Raw genomic sequence first — 22,851 nt, forward strand, 5'->3', positions numbered from 1 at the left:
ACTTTGTCAGGAATTAATCTTCAAACTGACAACTATTTTCAGTACACTTCAAAACGCCCTTACGTTTGGAGTCAAACGCACTTGCGTTTTAACTAAAACGTACTTGCGTTTCAATTGAAACGTCCTTGCGTTTTCTTCCAGGCTCAAAGACGTTTTTCCGTGTGTATTTTCGGGCATAAAAAAACAGGAGAAACATCGTTGAAAATGTTCCTCCTGCCAAGTATGAAAAATGATGAATTGTTACTGATTGATGTCGGCTGATGCCGGAGTCATGTCACCTTCTACTACCAGACGGGTGATTTCGTTCTTTGAGTTGGTACGCAGGGTGATGGTCTTACGGAAATGTCCCGGAAATTTGCCGGCACCGTTGTAAGTGACTGTCACCTCACCGCTTTCTCCCGGTTTGATGGGTTCTTTCGGATATTGAGGTACGGTGCATCCGCAAGAAGCAATAGCCTGATGAATTACTAATGGACCGTCGCCTGTATTCTTAAATTTGAATTTGCAAGTTACTTTCGGACTGCTTTCTGAGAAAGAGCCAAAGTTGTATGAGGTCTTTTCGAATGTAATTTCTGCCGTTCCCTGAGCAATGACAAACAATACATTCATGACACATAATAAGGTTGTAAATAAAATTTTCTTCATTTTCTTTGATTTTAATCCTTACTTCTGACAACTTCGCAAAGATACTACTTTTGCGTGAAACTGTTACTTTTGTGCAGGTTAATTAACAAACTTGAAGTGTTGTTATCGGTTTACCTGCTTCACGCCCTTCACCGTTTTAATCTTCTTTATCAGCGATTCCAGCTTGGCGTTGTCGTCTACGGTCACCGTCAGCATGCCCGAGAACAATCCGTCGTGTGAGTCGATGCTGATGGAGCGCAACAGGATGTTGTTCTCCTTATTAATAATAGACGTGATGTTCGTCACGATACCGATGTCGTCATGGCCGATAATACGGAGGGTAATCGGATACTGTTTGCCCTGACTCTTTCCGGCCCAGCGGGCTTTCACGATGCGGTAGGGGAAGCGGGAACGCATCTCCTTGGCATTCGGGCAGTCACAACGGTGAATCTTGATACCACCGTTGATGCTGACGAATCCGAACACTTCGTCACCGTAAATAGGGTTACAGCATCTGGCCAGCGTAAAGTCGAGTCCTTTCAGGTTCCGGTCGATGACCAGTACGTCATCCTTGTAGTCCTTCGCGTCGGTGGGCTGCTGTATGTTGAAGCCTTCCGCACTGCGGTAGCTGATTTCTTCGCGCTGCTCGGTTTCCCGCTTCTGCATGTCAAGGTACTTGTCGATGATGTCGTTCACGTCCATCGATTCGTTGGCAATACTCTGATAGAAGTCGGTTACGGTCTTGAAGCCCAGTTTCCGAATCAGACGCATCAGGATGGCCTCATCATATTCCAGCTTCCGGTTCTTGAATTTACGTTCCAGTGTCTCCTTGGCAAACTGTGTCTGACGGGCTGCAATCTCCTTCAGGGCCTGACGTATCTTGTTGCGTGCCTTCGACGTGGTGACAAAGGTCAGCCAGTCACGCTTCGGTGTCTGCGTATTCGAAGTCATGATTTCCACCTGGTCGCCACTGTTCAGTTTCTGGCGGAGCTGTACATTTTTCCCGTTGACGCGGGCACCCGTACACCGGCATCCCAAGTTGGAGTGGATAGAAAAGGCAAAGTCGAGCACGGTAGCCCCTTGCGGCAGTTTGTACAAGTCACCTTTCGGAGTAAATACGAATACCTCGTCCTTATATAAATCCAGCTTGAACTGGTCCATGGCCTCCATGTCGCTGTCGGAGTTTTCCAGCGTTTCACGGATGGAGTTCAGCCATTCATCCAAGCCGCTTTCTCCCTTTATACCTTTATATCTCCAGTGGGCTGCCAGACCTTTTTCGGCAATTTCGTCCATGCGTTCCGTACGAATCTGCACTTCCACCCATTTCCCTTCCGGTCCCATCACGGTGATGTGCAGTGACTCGTATCCGTTGCTTTTCGGCACGGACAGCCAGTCGCGCAAACGCTTGGGATTGGGCAGATACATATCCGTCACGATGGAATAAGCCTGCCAGCATTCCTGTTTCTCCTTTTCAAGCGGAGAATCAAGAATGATGCGGATGGCAAACAGGTCGTACACGCCTTCGAAAGGACATCCCTGTTTCTTCATCTTCTGGTAGATGGAGTGGATGGACTTGGTACGTCCCTTCATGTGGAACTTCAGTCCGGCATCTTCCAGCTTTTTGCGTATCGGTTCGATAAAAGCCTCGATGTAGCGGTCGCGGGCCTGCTTGGTGGCATTCAGTTTCTCTTTGATATGATAGTACACGTCGTGCTGCGTATATTTCAGTGACAAGTCCTCCAGTTCTGATTTCAGTTTGTACAGTCCTAGCTTGTGGGCCAGCGGTGCATACAGATAGGCAGCTTCGTTGGCCACTTCCAGACGAGCTTCTTCGTTGGGGCTGTTCTTGATTTGCCGCATCAGGTTCACACGGTCGGCAATGATAATCAGGATGACCCGCATGTCTTCGGCAAACGACAGGAGCAGATTGCGGAAGTTTTCCGACTCAATGATGGGGCTTTTGGAATACAGCTCGTTGATTTTGACGAGTCCCCGTATGATGCCGGCCACGTCTTCTCCATATTCCTCTTTGACCGATTCCAGACCGCAAAGATTGTATTTCACGGATTCATGGAGCATGATTCCCAGAATCGAGGCGCGGCGCATGCCGATTTCTTCGGCCACGATGACAGCCGTCTGCATATCCTTGATAATGGGATTCATCTGGAATACATTTCGCGGAATGGTACCTTCTGCCATTGCCTTGACCAGATGGGTTTTCAGCTTGTGGCAGTCATCCTTTTGTAATGTATCTTTCGACAACCGCAGCAGTCGTTTGTAGAGTTGAATCAGTTGTTTGTGTTCCTCTTGTGTAAAAAAGTCGTTGTTCTCCATAATTCCTCGTTTTGCTGTTTGTGGGTAAAGTTACTTTTTTTCTGTTGATATGGTGCACTCTTCCCGTATTTTTTATATTTTTGGACGTAATTCTAAAAACAGAAAGAAATTCATTACCTAAATAAAAAACTATTATGTTAACACACGAAGACAAAGAATTGTTGGCCAAGAAGGGCATTTTGGAAGAAAAGATTGCCGAACAGTTGGCTTGTTTTGAAAAGGGGTTTCCATTCTTGAAGCTTTCAGCAGCTGCTTCCGTAGAAAACGGAGGTATTATGAAAGCCGATGAGAAAGAATGCGAACAGTATCTTGCCGCATGGGATGCATACAAGGCAGGTGATAAGAAAATCGTCAAGTTTGTTCCGGCTTCGGGAGCTGCCAGCCGTATGTTCAAGAATATGTTCGAATTCTTGGGTGCCGAGTATGACAAACCTACTACCGATTTTGAGAAGAAATTCTTCGATCACATTCATGATTTTGCATTCTATAATGACTTGAATGCGGCTTGTTTGGATAATACAGGAAAGAACATCAATGCCCTGTTGTCTGAACATAATTACAAGGCAGTGGTTTCTAACTTGCTGGAGTCTGCCGGACTGAACTATGGAGCGCTGCCTAAAGGTTTGCTCAAGTTCCATCGTTATGCAGATGGCGTGCGTACACCGCTGGAAGAACATCTGGTAGAAGGGGCATTGTATGCTGCCGGAAAGAGTGGGGAAGTGAATGTACACTTCACTGTCTCTACTGAGCATCGTGCATTGTTCGAGAAACTGGTGGCTGCCAAGGCTGCCGAATATGAGGCTAAGTATGGTACGACTTATCACATCAGTTTCTCTGAACAGAAACCGAGTACGGATACAGTGGCTGCCGATATGGAAAACAAACCGTTCCGCGACGAGGACGGTAAATTGTTGTTCCGTCCGGGTGGTCACGGTGCCTTGATTGAGAACCTGAACGACTTGGATGCTGATATCGTATTTATCAAGAACATTGATAATGTGGTGCCCGACCGCTTGAAAGCTGATACCGTGACTTACAAGAAGTTGCTGGCCGGTGTATTGGTTACGCTGCAGAAGCAGGCATTTGAATACCTGGAACTGCTGGATGGCGGACATTATAGTCACGAACAGCTGGAAACCATTATCCGCTTCGTACAGCAGCAGTTGCGTTGCCGCAGAACGGACTTGAAAGAGCTGGAAGATGCTGATTTGGTCATCTATCTGCGTAAGAAACTGAATCGTCCGATGCGTGTTTGCGGTATGGTGAAGAATGTGGGCGAACCGGGCGGTGGTCCGTTCCTGGCCTATAATCCGGATGGAACCATTTCCTTGCAGATTCTGGAAAGTTCTCAGATTGATATGAACGACCCGGAAAAGAAAGCCATGTTCGAAAAGGGTACACACTTCAATCCGGTGGATTTGGTATGTGCCGTTCGCGACTACAAGGGCAATAAGTTCAACTTGCTGAAACATGTGGATAAGGCTACCGGCTTTATTTCTTACAAGTCAAAGAATGGAAAAGACTTGAAGGCACTCGAATTGCCGGGCTTGTGGAACGGTTCAATGAGCGACTGGAATACCGTGTTCGTAGAAGTTCCTTTGAGTACTTTCAATCCGGTAAAGACCGTGAACGATTTGCTGCGTGAACAGCATCAGTAATTTCCGGATAGTGGAAAAATAAAAATGTCCGCCTGTCATCTTTGTGAGATGGGCGGACATCTTTTTTATATATATGAAGAAAGTTATTACACATTTCCTTCTTGTTGAGATAATTTCTCTCTGTATTCTTTCGGGGAAAGTCCTAAATTCCTTTTTACATATTTACCGAAAAATGACAAAGTAGCAAAATTGAGTTCATTGGCAATTTCCTTGATGCTCTTATCGGGAGATTTCAGCAGGCACACTATATCCTTCATGACATAACAGGTGATGAGGTCGGAAGCTGTTTCACCGGAATTTTCCTTACATACAGCCGACAGGTATTTGGAGGTGACAAACAACCGGTTGGCATAGTAGCTTACCGACCGTTCCTTGGGGTAGGAAGATATCAGCAGTTCCATGAAGGCATTGAACAGATTGTTGGACGAATTGAATGCGACCGGTTTTAACTGGATGTATTTCTCCATGGAGTCCTGAAATTCATAGATGAAGGCCTGCAGGAGGGCATTGATCAGTTCCTTCTGGTGGCGGTGAGGAGTACCGGTCAGTTTGGAATTCAGCAGATTATAGTACTGGCAGAAAAGCTGGCTTTCTTCATCATTCAGGGAAATGATAGGATGCTGTTCCAGGTACAGGCGTGAGTACCAGTTGTTTGCGGATGTGGACATCACAAAAATACGTTTGGCATATTCTGGTGAAAGACAGAATCCGCAGCACTCAAAATCATCTCCTATCATGCCGTGTTTGAGCAGCGTCTGCGGGTGACAAATCATCAAATCATTCCGACCGATTTCATAAGAATTGTTGTTGAGAGATAAAGACGCTTTTCCTCGCAGGCATAAGATCGCCAGGAAAAAGTCAGCCCGTATGGGGGAGTATTGTTCGGTTTCACTTACTTTATTTACCTGGTTCAAGATGATAATCTGTTCGTCTTTATAGGCAGCTACCTTTTCCATGATTTCGGTGCTGGACATTCTGATGAGTTCTATTTCTTTCTCCATAACATTGATTAATCTATTCGGTTGCAAATGAACAGAATGTTTTTCAATTCTCAGTGTCCTATTTTTCCTGATGAGTATTCCATAGGGAAGATAGTGGGGACGGATAGAAAAATAGAACACTTCCAAGGTGGTATGTATGCCGTATATTTCGTGTAATGCCTTTTTCTTTGCGCTCACAAATTGCAGACATACTAAACATTTTAGAATTTATGAAAAAGAATTATCTGATGGCCGTTTGTTTGTTTCTGACTGTGATGTCAGGGTGTGGAAATAAAGAGCAGGCACCGCAGCAGGCAGAACCGGTAAAGGTCAAAGTGATGAGCGTAGTATCATCCGTACGTAATGAAGCCGTTCGTTTTTCAGGTACGGTGCAGGAGGAAAACGGCAGTTCATTAAGTTTCCCGCTGATGGGACGGGTAAAGTCGGTAAAGGTCGATTTAGGAAGCCGGGTGCGGCAGGGACAATTGCTGGCTACACTGGATGAGGTTTCGATGCAGAATACGTATCAGGCGGCAAAGACTGCTTTGAAGCAGGCGGAAGATGCCTACCAACGTATGAAAGAATTGCATGAAAAAGGGAGTCTGGCCGAAATGAAGTGGGTGGAAGTACAAAGCAAGTTGCAGCAGGCGCAGTCTATGGAGGCAGTGGCCCGGAAGAATCTGACCGACTGTCAGCTGTACGCTCCGTTTTCCGGGGTCATTGCCGAGAAGAGTCTGGAGGTCGGACAGAACGTCGTGCCTGGTGTTCAGGTGCTGAAACTGGTATCCGACGACCGGCTGAAGGTACGGATTTCCGTGCCGGAGACGGAAATCGCGCGCGTGGCAAGAGGACAGAAAGCCGTGATAGAGGCACCGGTTCTGAATGGAACGAAGGCAGAAGGCGTAGTGACGGAAAAAGGTGTACAGGCCAATCCGCTGTCACGGTCGTATGAGGTAAATGTCGGTATTCAGACAAAAAATACGGGACTGCTGCCCGGCATGGTGACAGAAGTCTGGTTGCAGGATGCCGATAAAAGTCAGGCGTGCGTACTTCCGGCCAATGTGCTTCAGCTGGACGAACACAACAACTACTTCGTGTGGCTGAAAGGTGAGGATGGAAAAGCATCGAAGCGTGTGGTGATGTGCGGCAAGTTCACGGCGACGGGTGTCACGGTGGTGAACGGTTTGAATGAAGGGGATGAAGTGATAGTAGAAGGACAGCAGAAAGTGTGCGAAGGAACTCCTCTGGCACTGTAAAAATGAAGTAAGACAATGGAAAAGAAAAGGAACATAGTGGAATGGGCCACGCACTATCGTCAGATTGTAATTCTGGTGACGTGCTGCCTGGTGGCATTCGGAATATACAGTCTGCCGCAGATGCAGAAAAATGAATTTCCTGATTTTACCATACGTCAGGGAATGGTGATTGCCGTGGCTCCGGGAAATACGGTCAATGAAATGGTGGAACAGGTGACGAAGCCTCTGGAAGACTACATCTTTTCATATAAGGAAGTAAAGAAGGAGAAGACGTTCTCTACTACGCGCGACGGGATTGTCTTTGTGCAAGTGGAGTTGAATGACGAACTGAACAACAAAGATGAGTTCTGGAGCAAGTTCAAGCATGGAGTAGCCACCTTCAAGTCGCAGCTTCCGCCGAATGTGCTTGCCATACAGGTGATGGATGATTTTGGCGATACATCGGCGTTGCTGATTACCATGGAGAGCAAGGATAAGACGTATCGGGAACTGTCCGACTATATGGATGAGCTGAAGAACCGTTTGCGTCGCATCAGCAGTGTGGGACGACTCACCGTGAGCGGAGAAAGGGCCGAACAGATTTCCATCTACCTGGACCCGGAACGTCTCTCGCATTATGGACTGAACGGGCAGTTGATTGCCGGACAGCTGTTTGCCAAAGGATTCGTGACCACGGGCGGACGCATACAGACCCCTCAGTATGTATTGCCGGTGCACGTGGAGAAGACATTCAACACGCTGTACGACGTGCAGCAGCAGATTGTGTACAGCGATCCGTCGGGCAATGTGGTACGCTTGCAGGATGTGGCTCGTGTGGTCAAGGAATATCCACATGCCGACAGCTACATCAAGAACGACGGGACGAAGTGTATCCTGCTGAGTGTGGAAATGAAGAAAGGAAAGAACATCGTACAGATGGAAAATGATATCGACCGCGTGCTGGAAGAGTTTAAGACAGAGCTTCCGTCGGAGGTCAATATGTTCCGCATTACCGACCAGGCACAGGTGGTGGGCGACAGTGTCAATGCTTTCTTGCGTGAGCTGGTGATTGCTATCGTGGCCGTAGTGATTGTGGTGATGCTGCTTTTACCGTTGCGAGTGGCACTGGTAGCTGCTTCCACCATTCCGGTTACCATTTTTATCTCACTGGGACTTTTCTATGCCTTTGGCATTGAGTTGAATACCGTGACGCTGGCTGCCTTGATTGTGACGCTGGGAATGATTGTGGACAACTCCATTGTCATCATCGACAGTTATCTGGAGAAAATCGGAGAGGGAATGTCGCGCTGGCATGCGTCTATCTTCAGTGCCACACATTTCTTCAAGTCCATATTCTCAGCTACACTGGCCATCAGTATCACATTCTTCCCCTTCCTGATTGTGATTCCAGGCATGATACACGACTTCCTGCTGAGTTTCCCCTGGTCCATTACGCTGATTCTGGGCATCTCTTTGCTGGTAGCCATGCTGCTGGTACCGTTCATGCAGTTCTGGTTCATCCGTAAGCCGATACCTTCGCATAAAAAAGGATTCTCGTTCATGGAACTCCTGCAAACCTATTATAATAAGTTGCTTGACAAATGTTTTGCCCATCCGTATGTTACTCTGCTGGGAGGAATCGTTTCCGTGCTGGTGGGTATCTTCCTGATGGGAAAACTGCCGCAAAAGCTGATGCCGGTGGCCGACCGTAACCAGTTTGCCGTAGAAATCTATCAGCCTACGGGCTCGGCTGTAGAAAAAACGGCCTGGGCTGCCGATACCATGGAGCATGTGTTCCGTAAAGACCCGCGGGTGACTTCCGTCACTTCATTTATCGGTTGTTCTTCCCCTCGTTTCCATACGGCATACGCTCCGCAATTAGGAGGAACGAACTACGCCCAGCTGATTGTGAACACGAAGGGAAACAAGGAAACCGTGGAACTGCTGGATGAATATGCTCCGCGTTACACCGATGCTTTTCCGGATGTGCGGGTAAGGTTCAAGCAAATCAGTTTCAGTCAGGCAGTCTATCCGATAGAACTCCGTCTGAGTGGAGAGAATCTGGATTCACTGAAAACCGTGGCCGGGAAATACCTGAGCATGTTGCGTCAGATGCCGGAAATACGGCTGGCACAGACCAACTTCAGTGAACCGCAGACTTCGGCCAAGGTGGTGCTGAAAGAAGATGAGGCTTCTCGTCTGGGCATACAGAATGTGCAATTGGAAAGCACGCTGGCCATGCGCTATGGCGACGGTATAAAGGTGGCTAGTGTGTGGGAAGGAGATTATGACATCCCCGTGACATTGAAAAGTGAGAGAGCCGATTGTGCCGGTTTCTCCGATCTGGAAAACGAACTGATTCCGGTATTGGGCGGTACGCAGGTTCCCTTGCGGCAGGTGGCAGAAGTGATACCTTCCGTAAAAGACGGACAGCTGGTACGCCGGAACGGTATCTATACCATTACGGTCATGGCCGATGTGCGCCGTGACGTGAACGTGACTGCCCTGACGAGTGTGATAAAGGAAAAAGTGGCAGCTATCCCTCTGCCGGATAAAGTGACGTTGGCTTACGGAGGTGACGACGAGCAGGACAATGAAAACCTTCCGCCTATCATGGCAGCTCTGGCCATTGCGGCTTTCATCATCTTCTTCATTCTGCTGGCTCATTTCAAGCGTATTAGCATTGCTCTACTGATATTTGCCAGCATGACGCTGTGTGTGTTCGGTACGGCAGTGGGCGTACTGATACAAGGAGTGGATTTCGGTATGACTTGCACACTGGGTATTATCAGCCTGATGGGAATTATCGTGCGTAACGGTATTATCATGATTGACTATGCTGAGGAACTTCGGGCTACGGAGAAACTATGCGTGCGTGATGCCATTTACCATTCTGCCCGCCGACGTATGCGACCCATCTTCCTGACTTCGGCCGCTGCCTCCATGGGAGTCATTCCGATGATATTGGGCAAGAGCGGACTCTGGATGCCGATGGGTACGGTGATTTGTTACGGTACGCTGATTACCATGCTCTTCCTCTTGACGGTGCTTCCGGTAGCTTACCTAGTGATTTTCAGGGGAAGCAGTCAGAAACGTGCCCAGCTGGAAGCATTGGAGAAAGCCTGATGAGGTGATTAGGAATCAATCAAAAGAAGAATCATTATGAAAACGAATCGAAACAGAATAATAGCTTTTCTATTGATAGGTGGGGCGTGCATGAATGGGGCTTTCGGACAGAAAGCCTATACGCTGGATGAATGCATTCAGGCTGCCTTGACAAACAATGTGCGAATGAAGAATGCAAACAATGAACTGGAAATGGCCAAGCAGGATAAGAAAAAGGCATTTACCAATTATTTTCCGAGCGTGAGCGCGGCTGGAACCGGTTTCATGGCTGATAAAGGATTGATGCAGATGAGTTTGGGACCGGACATGAACATGTCCATGCTGAAGTACGGAATAGCAGGGGGAGTCGGTGCCTCCCTGCCGTTGTTCACCGGCGGACAGATTGTGAACGGAAACCAGCTGGCCAAGGTAGGAGTGGAAGTGAAACGCCTGCAACGGAACTTGTCCGACAATGAAGTATGCCTCACCACGGAACAATATTTCTGGCGGGTAGTGATACTGAAAGAAAAGCTGAAAACCCTGTCCAAGGTCGAAGCCCAACTGGCACGCATCCTGAGTGATGTGGAAGCTTCGGTACAGGCTGGAATCGTGACGCGGAACGATTTGCTTCAGGTACAGTTGCGGCAGAATGAAACAAAGAGTACTCGTTTGCAGGTGGAAAATGCCTTGTCGGTATCCCAGAATATGCTGGCACAGTACACCGGACTTTCATCCGATACCCTTGACGTGGCCTTTGCGGTGGATACTCAGCTGCCTGCACGTCCTGACAGCCTTTATTGCGATCCGGAATCGGCATTGGGACTTACCAGCGAATATGCCCTGCTGCAACAAAACGTAAAGGCCAGTCGCCTGCAATACAAGATGGTGGTAGGAAAGAACCTGCCTACGGTGGCCATTGGCGGAGGCTATGTATACCATAACTTCTTGCCGGAAGACCAGCGTTTCTGGGTGGGATTTGCTACGGTGACCGTTCCCCTGACCGGATGGTGGGGAGGAAGTCATGCCATTAAGAAAGAAAAGCTTCAGGTGAAGAACACGGAAAACCAGTTGGCCGACCAGAGAGAATTGCTGGTTATCCGTATGAAGAATGCCTGGAACGGGGTGAACGAGGCATACGAGCAGATGAAGATTGCCCGTCTGTCCATTGAGCAGTCCACCGAGAATCTCCGCCTGAATACCGATTATTACAAGGCAGGCACCTGCACGATGAGCGATTTGCTTGATGCACAGACTTTGTATCAGCAGAGTCGTGACAAGTATGTGGAAAGCTATACGGATTATGAATTGAAAAAAAGAGAATATCTGCAAGTCACGGGGCGTCGTTAAAACAACTTTTTCTTGATGTGAAGGGCTGTCGGGAAGTATTTCCGATGGCCCTTTGTGATAAATTCTGCATATTAATTGCATATTAATTTGATTTGAGCTATCTTTGCAGCGCAATTGGGAAGCAGATAAAGTAAAAACGTCCTGAAGAAGATGTAGCTTTTTCAGGAACTTTTGTAGGTTTCTCACGTGAGAAACGTAGGGTTCCCGACCGGAAAACGTACGGCTTTGCAAAGTGAAACATAGGTTTCCGGGCAGGAAAACGTAAAAACATATTTTACGTTTTCACAAAAATAGACTAGGGTTAGAACTTACAAAGATTTAGAATATAATATACAGCGTATGAACATGTGCAGGCAACATAAGGTAGTTCGGATAAAGGTCAGTACGGCGCTTTACCGGAGATGTCATGCCCGTGCGCATTGGTTCAGCGGATTTCTTCATGAAAGTTTGTAAGACACGGGAAGTTGCGTCTTCCTGACGTGTTGTGAAATCTTTCTTATAAACTTTTACTCTCAATTTTGTTATGTGGATTATTTTATTGATCGTCCTGGCAGGTATTCTGGCAGGATATAGCCTTCGTATGTGTGCTTTTTTGAAAAAAGTGAATCTGACTATCTCGTGTACCATTTGTCTGATGCTGTTCGTGTTAGGACTTTCCGTGGGTTACAATCCGTTGATTGTGGGAAACTTAGGGTCTTTCGGCGGACAGGCGTTGCTGCTCAGTGTGGCCGGCATTACGGGAAGTGTGTTGCTGGCACGCGTGGTATATCTGTTGTTCTTTAAGGAAGGAGGTGAAAAATGAAAGGAAGTTTGCTGGTATTGTCCATGTTCTTTGTAGGCTGTGTGTTAGGCTACGTGTGGAACTTTTCCGGATGGGAGTTGGGAGATACGCACCACTTGTCCATGTATATTCTGTATGCCCTGATGTTTCAGGTAGGCGTCAGCATTGGCGGTGGAGAGGATTTCAAGGAACTGCTTCGTGGTTTCCGTCCCAAGATGCTGCTGATACCGCTGGCCACCATCGGAGGAACCCTGTTGTTTTCGGCATTGGTCAGTGTGTTACTGACTCGCTGGAGTGTGTTCGACTGTCTGGCCGTGGGCAGCGGACTGGGATATTATTCGCTTTCGTCTATTCTGATTATGGAACTCAAAACCCCCGATCTTGGTGCGCAGCTGGCTACGGAACTGGCCACGATTGCACTTCTGACGAATGTCATCCGCGAGCTGGTGGCACTGGTAGGAGCTCCTTTCATCTGCAAGTATTTCGGGAAACTGGCTCCTATTTCGGTGGCCGGAGTAACCTCGGTCGATGTAGCTCTTCCCTCCATTATCCGTGTGTCTGGAAAGGAAATGGTGCCCCTTGCCATCTTCCATGGGCTGCTGGTCGACATGTCCGTGCCGTTTTTCATTTCTTTGTTTTGCAAGCTGTAGAAGTAATCCCCCGTCTGCAAAGCAAAGAGATGAAAACGGCGGCGGGGAGCCTTAGATGTCCATGCCCATGATGTAATCGTTCATGTAATATCCGTTGCCGATGGGAAAGTCCCCTTCGCGAACCTTTTTCATGCCCATGTGCTCATAGAATCCAAGTGCAGGATTCTGTCGGTTCACATTCAGTTCCATGCGGCAAGGTTCCGGATGAAGTTCCTTGATGCCCTTTATAGCCTGCTGGAACAGTTGCCGTCCGAGTTTGTATTTCTGGAAGTAGGGGAGTACGTAAATCTTCTGCAAGTGAAACAAATCCGTATCCTCCTGTTGGATGGACACATAGCCCGCAGGCTCACATTCCTCGTAAGCAATGTAGTAAATGTGATGCTCTTTCTCCATCTGGTTTCTCAGGCTCTCGCTGGAATACATCCAGTCCATCATGTAATCAATCTGTTCCGGAGTCAGAATGTGCTGGTAGGTAGCCGGAAAGGTCTGTGTCGCCAGCGTCCGGATGACTTCAATGTCTGCAAGAGTAGCTTTTTTAATCGTAAACATAGGCATTTCCTTTTTATAATGTGTTTTCTGCAAAAGTAGTTTATCTTTTGTATGTATGGGTTTTATCGAAACATAAACTTGTTAAAAGTTTTGAAATTATAATACCTTGTAATACATAGTATTAATGTAAAACCTATATTTGTGTCATACAAGATAAATGAGATGAAATGAATGTAGACAATGTAAAATCGCAGATGCGCAAGGGAATGCTGGAGTATTGCATTCTGTTGCTGTTGCACCGGGAGTCTGCCTATTCTTCCGACATTATCCAGAAGCTGAAAGAGGCCCGGCTGATTGTGGTGGAAGGCACGCTTTATCCGTTGCTGACCCGCCTGAAGAACGACGGACTCCTGTCGTACGAGTGGGTGGAGTCCACGCAAGGACCGCCCCGCAAGTATTATGGACTGACTCCGGAAGGGGAGGAATTTCTGAAAGAACTGGAAAGTGCCTGGGACGGACTTTCCGACACGGTGAATCATTTAAGACAAAACATTTAAAAATCACATGACATGAAAAAGACACTGACTGTAAATTTAGGTGGCACCGTATATCATATTGATGAAGATGCCTATATCCTGCTGGATAATTATTTGAACAACCTCCGCTACCATTTCCGTAAGGATGAAGGAGCGGAAGAGATTGTGCGCGACATAGAATCCCGTATTGCCGAACTGTTTGATGAGGCATTGCGTGGCGGATTACAGGTAATTACTATTAAAGAGGTGGAAGAGGTAATTGCCCGTATGGGAAAGCCGGAGGAACTGAATGGCGAAGAAGACGGTAACCCGTCTGCATCGAACAGCAAGACTTTCGATAGCGAATCGACGGAAACTCGCCGCCGCTTGTTCCGTAATCCGGACGACCGTATTCTGGGTGGAGTGGTATCGGGCATTGCAGCTTATTTCGGCTGGGATGTGACTTGGACCCGCATCGTCTTTATTTTGGCCGGATTTTTTATTCATGGTTTGATTCTGGCTTATCTGTTGGCATGGATTATCATCCCGCTGGCACATACGGCTACGGAAAAGTTGCAGATGCGCGGAGAACCCATCAATGTGGAAAACATCGGCCGGACAGTGACCGACGGTTTTGAAAAGGTGAACGAATATGTTCATTCAGAACAGCCCCGCTCTGCCTTGCATAAGTTTGGCAATGGGGTGGTAGCCGTGGTCGGTTTCCTGCTGAAACTTTGCCTGGTGTTGTTGCTGATATGCTGCGCTCCTTTCCTACTGGTAGGACTCATCGTCTTGTTTGCCCTGCTGATGGCCGCCACGGGAGTCATCGTCAGTCTGCCTGCCTTCTTCTATAATATATTGCCTTGGGTAGACTGGGGTGGTGTGTGCACCATGCCGGGAATGATTGTCGGGCTCACCGTATGTGGTCTGCTGATTGTCGGTATCCCGGTAGCCGGACTGATTCAGGCCGTCATGCAGTCGTTCGGTAGCTGGAAGCCCATGGGCACCTCTACGAAAGTAGTGCTGGTATTGTTGTGGATGATTGCCCTGGCCATAGGAATTGTGTTGTTCTTCCAGATTCCTTTCCTGACAGAACCTCTTTTGTCAGCTCCTTTCTGGGGTGAGTTCCTCTGATTTTGTCAGTCTCACCTGAATGTGTGAGACAAGAATGTCACATAAAACAGCCAAAATGGCAGTCCGTGTCAGAAAAAAATGCTGGCACGGGCTTTTTTGTGTTCTGGCATGGCATTTGTCTTTTAAAGGGCGTAACGTTTCGGCGTTACAGAATAAACCAAATTAGAAAATAATAAAAATAGATACAATTATGGGAAAGATTATTGGTATTGACTTAGGAACAACAAACTCATGTGTTGCAGTATTTGAAGGTAACGAACCGGTGGTAATTGCCAACAGCGAAGGTAAACGTACCACTCCTTCAGTAGTAGGTTTCGTAGACGGCGGCGAACGTAAGGTAGGTGACCCTGCTAAACGTCAGGCTATCACAAACCCGAAACGTACAGTATATTCTATTAAACGTTTCATGGGTGAAACTTACGATCAGGTTCAGAAAGAAATTTCTCGTGTACCTTATTCAGTAGTAAAGGGTGACAACAACACTCCGCGTGTAGACATCGACGGACGTCTGTACACTCCGCAGGAAATCTCTGCAATGATTCTGCAGAAGATGAAGAAAACTGCTGAAGATTATTTGGGACAGGAAGTAACAGAAGCTGTCATCACCGTTCCGGCATACTTCTCTGACTCTCAGCGTCAGGCTACGAAGGAAGCTGGTCAGATTGCTGGTCTGGATGTAAAACGTATCGTGAACGAACCGACTGCAGCTGCATTGGCTTACGGTGTAGACAAGGCTAACAAAGATATGAAGGTTGCCGTATTCGACCTTGGTGGTGGTACATTCGATATCTCTATCCTGGAATTCGGTGGCGGTGTATTCGAAGTATTGTCAACTAACGGTGATACTCACCTGGGTGGTGATGACTTCGACCAGGTTATCATCGACTGGTTGGTTCAGGAATTCAAGAACGACGAAGGTGCTGACCTGACTACTGATCCGATGGCTATGCAACGTTTGAAGGAAGCTGCTGAAAAGGCAAAAATTGAATTGTCTTCTTCAACTTCTACTGAAATCAACTTGCCTTACATCATGCCGGTAGCTGGTGTGCCTAAACACTTGGTTAAGACTTTAACTCGTGCTAAATTCGAACAGCTTGCTCACAACTTGATTCAGGCTTGTCTTGAACCTTGTAAGAAAGCAATGAGCGATGCAGGTTTGAGCAACTCTGATATCGACGAAGTAATCCTGGTAGGTGGTTCTTCACGTATCCCTGCTGTACAGAAACTGGTAGAAGACTTCTTCGGTAAAGTTCCTTCTAAGGGTGTAAATCCGGACGAAGTAGTAGCCGTAGGTGCTTGTATCCAGGGTGCCGTATTGAACAAGGAAGCTGGTGTAGGTAACATCGTATTGCTGGATGTCACTCCGTTGACACTGGGTATCGAAACAATGGGTGGTGTAATGACCAAGTTGATTGATGCCAACACAACCATTCCGTGCAAGAAGAGCGAAGTGTTCTCTACTGCAGCTGATAACCAGACAGAAGTTACCATCCACGTATTGCAGGGTGAACGTCCGATGGCTGCTCAGAACAAGTCAATCGGTCAGTTTAACCTGACAGGTATCGCTCCGGCTCGTCGTGGTGTACCTCAGATTGAAGTAACTTTCGATATCGATGCCAACGGTATCTTGAAGGTTTCTGCTAAGGATAAGGCTACAGGTAAGGAACAAGCTATCCGTATCGAAGCTTCATCTGGTTTGAGCAAGGAAGAAATCGACCGTATGAAAGCTGAAGCTGAAGCTAATGCAGAAGCTGATAAGAAAGAAAAGGAACGCATCGACAAGTTGAACCAAGCAGACAGCTTGATCTTCTCTACAGAAAATCAGTTGAAAGACCTTGGCGATAAGATTCCGGCTGACAAGAAAGCTCCTATCGAAGCTGCTCTTCAGAAACTGAAAGACGCTCACAAGGCTCAGGATTTGGCTGGTATCGATGCTGCAAGCGCAGAACTTCAGGCTGCATTCCAGGCCGCAAGTGCTGAAATGTACGCTCAGACAGGTGGTGCTCAGGCTGGTCCTAACGCAGGTCAGGCAAATAACAATGCAAGTCAGGGTTCAAGCAAGAACAATGACAATGTACAGGATGCTGACTTTGAGGAAGTGAAATAAAGAATAAAATAATAGAAATGAGGCATGATTATAAGGATTATGCCTCATTTTTTTATTTATATATATGACATTTATGAGTAAGGAATTTTTAAGAAAGTCAAAAGAGGATAAACCAGTAGTAGCAATATGTTACGACTTTGATAAAACGTTGTCTCCTGATGATATGCAGGCTCAAGGGTATATTCAATCGGTTGGATATGAAGTCGAGTCTTTCTGGAAAGAATCGAACGGATTGGCTGAAGAAAACGACATGGACCAAAACCTTGCCTATATGTTTACAATGATTCAAAAAGCTCATGGAAAGTTTGTTTTTAACAGAGAGGCCTTAATGGATTATGGAGCGAAAGTAAAGTTATTTCCTGGTGTAGATACGTGGTTTAAAAGAATCAGGGAATATGGAGAAAGTAAGGGGGTAATTGTGGAACATTACATCATATCTTCTGGGCTGAAAGAAATGATTGAAGGAACTAAGGTTGCAGATGAATTTGAGAAAATCTATGCTAGTTCATTTTATTATGATAAAGATGGTGTAGCTCAGTGGCCTGCACAAGTTATAAATTATACAAGCAAGACACAATTTCTTTTTAGAATAGAAAAAGGAACATTGGATGTAAATGATTTCGCCGTCAATGATTATTTTGAGCCCGAGAATATTCGTATTCCTTTTAGAAACATGATTTATATAGGTGACAGCGATACTGATATGCCATGTATGAAACTTATTAATACCAATTCCGGCCATTCAATAGGAGTTTTTAATCCGGAAACTCAAGATAAGAGAAAAGTGTACAAAATGATGGAAGATAAAAGGATTAAATATTTTGCTCCGGCAGATTATACAGAAAATTCAGAATTGGATATTCTCGTAAAAACTATAATTGAACAAACGGCTTCAAATGAAAAACTTGTGTCTTTTCATTATAAAAATCAAAAGGAGCAGCTCAATCAGAATATAAATGTAGAGGTTCAAGAAGTTAAAGAAAAAGAAAAACTCATATTGGATTTGGAAAACAGTAATAGTTTTGCGCGGACTCATTTTGTTATTTCAAAATTGAAGGCTTTCAATAACTGGAGTGATAAAGAAAGACAACAATTAAAGCAAATAGCAGAGAAAAATAATCAAGTATCTTACATAAAAGATGACGAAGACATAGCGTTTTTCTATTCGTCCCTTGGGTAGTTTATTATTCTATTTCTGTGTCATCCAAGAATTCGTCATAATATAAGACACTGTCCAAAATTTTCCATAGCTTTCACCATCGTATTTCTTCACTATTGCTGGAAAATGGATGCCATTAAATATTTAATGGGATATACGAATGTCAGAACCACGTGGATTCATATGTTCATCGTACATGATATCAAGTAGCTCATTTGCAAGTTTACCATCTGTGATTTTAATAATGTTATCTTCTTCTGTTACATAGCCAAGTATATTGATACTGCCATACCAGACCGTGGACCTATCTATGATACACGAGGATAAAGATAGTTTAGGTACAATCTTTACATATAATCCTAAACTTTTTAGATAATTCGTCTGACTGCTTTCCTCTGATGTAAGAATTGCAATTTGAACACCACTTACATGAAACTCTCTGAGCATTTTAACAAATGTGTTTCGTTCTGTACGATAGAGTTTTGGAGAGGATATGACAATAGATTGTCTTGAACTTTTCAAATTTTGCATAAATGCCAAACGGAATGTGTTACCATTGAAAATCTGTCCTTCATATGATGATGTTTGTAAGTCATCTGTATTATCAAACAGTGTCTGAGTATCTTTTGACAGTACACGATAACCGATGGCAGAGTATCCTTTTAGGCGTTTACGATACATATTCTCACAAACAGGTTCGTGTATATCAATATAGTCATAAATACGAACATCTTTCTTGCCCTCATTCTCACGGTGCAAACGTCCGGCATATTGTGCCACCAATCCTTTCCATGAGATTGGTAGTGCCAAAAACAGTGTATCAAGTCGTGGATAGTCAAATCCCTCTCCCACATATTTTCCCGTGGCTACTATTACAAGAGGGGCATCTTTGGGTATATCCTGTAACTTTTGCAGCGTTTCTCTCTTGTTCTTTGCAGTCCCTTCTCCTGTGAGTTGTATGATGTTGGCTACATGCTGCTTCAACATTTCGGCAAGCAATTCTACATGAGAAGTTCTGGCAGTAAGTATTATAGGTGTTCGGCCTGCAGCCACAACATTAAGGACATCCTCTATTATAAGATTATTCCGTATTTCCGATTCTGCGAGGGATTGTGATAGTGCCGTAAACGATTGTTTATCATCGGTAACAGGTCTGTAAGATGTAAATCTCGGCACAAGATAACGCTGGAACGACTGCTGCTGTATCTGTGCCTTGGCATCGGCAAAAAAACGAATCGGACTGCATTGCATGAAGATAATAGGCTGCAAACCATCTTTGCGGATAGGAGTGGCAGTAAGTCCATAGACATAATGTGCCGTAACGTGTTTTAATACATTCTCGAATGTGATGGAAGATACGTGATGACACTCGTCCACAATGACCATCCCGTATTCTTTTACAAAAGGCTTGACTTCGTCATTGTCAAAACATGACTGTATAAGAGCTATATCAATAACGCCATGCAACGTGTTAGAGGTAGAATCAAGACACCCGACCGGAGAAAAAGCCTTCTTCCTGCCTCGTTTCTTGGAAATCTCCTCTTCTGTAAAATTTATGTCAAGAAATTCAGACAGACATTCATGCCATTGCATAAGCAATGCCTTGGAGTGTACCAGAATAAGTGTATTTGTCTTTCTTCTGGCAATCAGAGCCGCGGCTGTAACAGTCTTTCCAAAGGCTGTTGTTGCAGACAACACTCCGTTGGAATATGGCATGAGGGCATTAATGGCATCCAACTGTTCATCGCGTTCCTTTCCTTTGAATATTACGCCAATAGGTTTACCATGATTTGTATTATTAACTATTTCATAATCAATTTTGAGGGAATACAGTATGTCGATAATGGCATCCTCGCACCCCCGAGGCATTGCCAGATATTCATCGGTAAAATCTGCACGGCAGATAATACGAGGAATGTTATATGTGGAAATACGCATCGCTTGTTTGCTGTAAAATTCAGGATTTTTGAACGCCGCAATATGTTTCAAATGATTACTAGCCTTATCTGAAATAGACTTTAAAGGAATATATATCCTGTCTGATTTATGTATTATAAGTCTGCCGTTAAAGTCTTCCTGGCTCACATCTTGTACGACTGGTATTTCCCACGGTTTATTTTCCGAAGATGTGGCCAATGTTCCAAAATCTTCCTGCTGATGCTGTGTCAATAATGCATCTACGGTATCTTCATCTATTTTTCTTACATTGTATAGGTATGTCCATTGATCCTGGAACGGGAGAAACTGATCATCTACAAAAATGCTGTTTCCTGCTTTCCTGGCTTTTCCCTGCAATGGTAACGCAATGAGATTGCTGAATCCGCCTTCCGGTACTTTATCCTGATTGGGAAAGAAACGATCGTATGAATCGAATGTAATCCGTCCATTGCGCTTCATGGCTTCCGTAAGAATTGTATTGCCTAATTTCCTTACTTTGCAGGCCGGTATGGGTTCATTAAAGAAAGTCCACACATGCGCACCATTGCCAGAGCCAGAGCGTGAGCGTTCTATACTGAACGGAATTCTCCACTCTCTACAAATGGAAATAAATGCCAATACGTCGTTCTTATATCCATGAGTGCAATTTTTGTCATCAAAATCAGCACACAGGAAAGAACATTTATTATCAGAATTAACGACGTACAGACCGATAACATCACATCCGTTCTCATCTTTACCTTCCAGATGTCGGTATATGTCTTGATTGGTTAACGGGGCAAAATTGCGGTTGGGACACTCTGCGCATTTATGCTTTTTCTTGTCACATATTCCTCTACGCCATTCGTTGATGCAGACAGGTTGATAACCACCCTTTTCTGTGGTTTTGCTGAACCATCGTCGTGCAAATACATCATCTCGTCCCTTGAAAAAGTTACGGAACAATGCAATTTTCTCATCAATAGAGAGTTTGATTGGAGGATATATTATGGAAGAAAATGCTGTGCTTTCATCAGCACATTTGATGGTGGAATACACTATACCATGCTGTGAAAGTATTGACTTCAGTTCTTCATTTTCGGCAAGCAGAGCATTGTATTTAATGACAAGCGCATTGTATTTCTCTTGAAAACTGTCCATCTGTTATTTTGTTACCATTAAACCACACAGCAATGCAATTCCAAAACTTAGAAACGTTCCGGCAAGGACATACTCTGTTTTTGCTGTATCCGTGTCTTTGAATCGAAGTATGGATTTTGCCGCTATGATAAAACCGATTGCTTCATATTGCCCAAGGATAACGAATATGATGGTAAGAATTCGTTCTAAATTTCCAATTAACGCTCCTGCATTTTTGATGTTTTCACAGGATTGTGTTTCTCCAACTTGATATTTTTTTAAGACCAACTTAATCAGGATGTTTGCAGGCTTGATGCACAATAATATCGCTAATATGAACAGAGGTATTGAGAAGCTGCCATTGCAATCCATTGATTGGATTGGTAGCTTTGTTGTAGTGTCAAAGGAAGATGTCACTATAATCAATATCGCCCAATGAACAATCTGATCAATCACAAAATTCCATAATCCTTTTGGGCTATATGTTTTGATAACATCTATCACCAGATGGGAAAAAGCAATGGCAAGGGCATAAAATCTGAATTCATAAACAGGAACAACTACCCATGATACCACACCGATAATAAGCGAATGCACATACAGGAACCAGCTTTTGAATTTCCTTTCCTCTTTCTGTGTACAATATTTATCATTTTACAGGTAGAAGTCGCCTATGACATGTGCCAATATCAGACTTAAGAATAACCAACTATTCATATTCCTCAAAATTTACCTGTTCAAAATATTTTATGGCTTCTTCTATACAATACCATTTTGTGGCTGTAGAAGCATTATTTACACTGGCTTGGGATATACCCAATTTCTTAGCAATGTCTGCCTCTTTGAAACCAAGCAATTTATAGTAAACGACTTCACTTTGGCGCACAGTCATATCATTTAATATGGCATCGGCCAATAGGGCTATAGTTTGTAATGGGGCAGATAATTGCTTGTTACTTGTTTGTACAGACATGGTTCCCTTATTTAAGGAACTCATTTCCTCAAGTGCACGTCCTGACAGATATATGGCCTCACCATCCCAAATGCCTTGTTCGGTATCCACTATTCTCATATCTCCGATACCAATAGCCATCCTTATTCCGTATGTATGGAAATTTTTCGTCTTTTCATTTTTAGCTGTGGAAAAAGATTTGATGCAGGATTTGATTATAAAGGCTATCCGGAATACGTTTGATACACTTTGCATTACGCACTCTATATAATCCCCTTTGATTTGGCGACCTTCAAAATCAGGATAACTCACTTTTAGCAAGCCAAATAATGATTCTATCCTTTGCTTTAATCCTATAGTTTCATTCACAGACAAGGAAGTGGATGCTACTATATCTGCTGAAATTGTTGCAAACATATTATGGTTCATTGATTCGATGGCAAATGTATGAATTTTCTTTTATTTCGCCAATGATTATAGGTAAAATAATCTATAATAATAAAATATAGATAAATGAATCTATAATAATAATTTATATACAATATAGCCTATAATTGAGTAGAAAGAAAATTACTTGGTTTTTCCACTTACTTGATTCACTATAAAAAATTTTACCGGATAGCTAAATCTTTAATGTGGCATACAAACATTAGCCCCCAGATTTATATGCCCATCGTGAACGAACAGAAAGAAAAAGCAGCTAATACATTACACATCGAAAATT

16 protein-coding genes and 1 pseudogene are annotated in these 22,851 nt (G+C 44.7%); 10 read left to right on the forward strand and 7 right to left on the reverse strand.

Translation table 11 applies throughout. From position 1 onward, the window contains the following. Positions 1-240: 240 nt before the first annotated feature. On the reverse strand, positions 241-645 hold the full coding sequence (locus DXD04_RS09395) for a DUF1573 domain-containing protein (RefSeq protein ID WP_007563525.1): 405 nt from the start codon (positions 643-645) through the stop codon (positions 241-243). Positions 646-747: 102 nt separating this feature from the next. Continuing rightward, the gene (locus DXD04_RS09400) at positions 748-2,958 is read right to left on the reverse strand and encodes a RelA/SpoT family protein (RefSeq protein ID WP_117672868.1); all 2,211 of its coding nucleotides are present in this window, start codon (positions 2,956-2,958) and stop codon (positions 748-750) included. Between the two features lie 134 nt (positions 2,959-3,092). Here DXD04_RS09400 and DXD04_RS09405 point away from each other — a divergent pair, with 134 nt between their 5' ends. Continuing rightward, positions 3,093-4,616: a DUF4301 family protein gene (locus DXD04_RS09405; RefSeq protein ID WP_117672870.1), complete on the forward strand. Its 1,524-nt coding sequence runs from the start codon at positions 3,093-3,095 to the stop codon at positions 4,614-4,616. Between the two features lie 86 nt (positions 4,617-4,702). Here the strand turns inward: DXD04_RS09405 and DXD04_RS09410 are convergent, their stop codons facing one another. After that, positions 4,703-5,617: an AraC family transcriptional regulator gene (locus tag DXD04_RS09410; RefSeq protein WP_117672872.1), complete on the reverse strand. Its 915-nt coding sequence runs from the start codon at positions 5,615-5,617 to the stop codon at positions 4,703-4,705. A gap of 209 nt (positions 5,618-5,826) precedes the next feature. Between DXD04_RS09410 and DXD04_RS09415 the strand changes: the two genes are divergently transcribed. The 5 genes from DXD04_RS09415 (at position 5,827) to DXD04_RS09435 (ending at position 12,714) form a co-directional block, all read left to right on the forward strand. Then, positions 5,827-6,852 (forward strand): efflux RND transporter periplasmic adaptor subunit, encoded by a 1,026-nt coding sequence (locus tag DXD04_RS09415; RefSeq protein ID WP_259296075.1) that lies wholly within the window; start codon positions 5,827-5,829, stop codon positions 6,850-6,852. A 15-nt stretch (positions 6,853-6,867) separates the two neighbouring features. Continuing rightward, the gene (locus DXD04_RS09420; protein WP_117672876.1) at positions 6,868-9,957 is read left to right on the forward strand and encodes an efflux RND transporter permease subunit; all 3,090 of its coding nucleotides are present in this window, start codon (positions 6,868-6,870) and stop codon (positions 9,955-9,957) included. 36 nt (positions 9,958-9,993) lie between these two features. Beyond that, the gene (locus DXD04_RS09425; protein WP_117672878.1) at positions 9,994-11,283 is read left to right on the forward strand and encodes a TolC family protein; all 1,290 of its coding nucleotides are present in this window, start codon (positions 9,994-9,996) and stop codon (positions 11,281-11,283) included. 523 nt (positions 11,284-11,806) lie between these two features. Next, positions 11,807-12,085, forward strand: a complete 279-nt coding sequence (locus tag DXD04_RS09430; RefSeq protein WP_007563542.1) for a LysO family transporter — start codon at positions 11,807-11,809, stop codon at positions 12,083-12,085. Next, entirely contained in the window at positions 12,082-12,714 is a 633-nt protein-coding gene (locus tag DXD04_RS09435; RefSeq protein WP_007563544.1) for a LysO family transporter, read from the forward strand. Before DXD04_RS09430 ends, DXD04_RS09435 begins: the two co-directional genes overlap by 4 nt. 51 nt (positions 12,715-12,765) lie before the next feature. Here the strand turns inward: DXD04_RS09435 and DXD04_RS09440 are convergent, their stop codons facing one another. Then, positions 12,766-13,263: a GNAT family N-acetyltransferase gene (locus DXD04_RS09440; RefSeq protein WP_117672987.1), complete on the reverse strand. Its 498-nt coding sequence runs from the start codon at positions 13,261-13,263 to the stop codon at positions 12,766-12,768. Between the two features lie 167 nt (positions 13,264-13,430). Between DXD04_RS09440 and DXD04_RS09445 the strand changes: the two genes are divergently transcribed. From DXD04_RS09445 to DXD04_RS09460, 4 genes are all read left to right on the forward strand, one after another. Then, positions 13,431-13,760, forward strand: coding sequence for a PadR family transcriptional regulator (locus DXD04_RS09445; RefSeq protein ID WP_007563549.1), 330 nt, complete (start codon positions 13,431-13,433; stop codon positions 13,758-13,760). A 12-nt stretch (positions 13,761-13,772) separates the two neighbouring features. Continuing rightward, entirely contained in the window at positions 13,773-14,852 is a 1,080-nt protein-coding gene (locus DXD04_RS09450; protein ID WP_117672880.1) for a PspC domain-containing protein, read from the forward strand. A gap of 190 nt (positions 14,853-15,042) precedes the next feature. Next, on the forward strand, positions 15,043-16,959 hold the full coding sequence (gene dnaK, locus DXD04_RS09455; protein ID WP_117672883.1) for a molecular chaperone DnaK: 1,917 nt from the start codon (positions 15,043-15,045) through the stop codon (positions 16,957-16,959). A gap of 73 nt (positions 16,960-17,032) precedes the next feature. Further along, the gene (locus tag DXD04_RS09460; protein ID WP_117672885.1) at positions 17,033-18,139 is read left to right on the forward strand and encodes an HAD family hydrolase; all 1,107 of its coding nucleotides are present in this window, start codon (positions 17,033-17,035) and stop codon (positions 18,137-18,139) included. Positions 18,140-18,262: 123 nt separating this feature from the next. On the opposite strand, the gene DXD04_RS09465 is transcribed toward DXD04_RS09460, so the two are convergent. From DXD04_RS09465 to DXD04_RS09475, 3 genes and pseudogenes are all read right to left on the reverse strand, one after another. After that, positions 18,263-21,196, reverse strand: a complete 2,934-nt coding sequence (locus DXD04_RS09465; protein ID WP_117672887.1) for a TOTE conflict system archaeo-eukaryotic primase domain-containing protein — start codon at positions 21,194-21,196, stop codon at positions 18,263-18,265. A 3-nt stretch (positions 21,197-21,199) separates the two neighbouring features. Then, positions 21,200-21,814 (reverse strand): annotated as a pseudogene (locus tag DXD04_RS09470) (DUF3307 domain-containing protein); the annotation flags it as partial. A 70-nt stretch (positions 21,815-21,884) separates the two neighbouring features. Further along, a complete protein-coding gene (locus tag DXD04_RS09475; RefSeq protein ID WP_117672889.1) occupies positions 21,885-22,544 on the reverse strand; it encodes an RNA polymerase sigma factor sigma-70 region 4 domain-containing protein in 660 nt (219 codons plus the stop codon). Positions 22,545-22,851 lie beyond the last annotated feature (307 nt).

Source organism: Phocaeicola plebeius, assembly GCF_003437535.1.
Lineage (GTDB): Bacteria > Bacteroidota > Bacteroidia > Bacteroidales > Bacteroidaceae > Phocaeicola > Phocaeicola plebeius_A.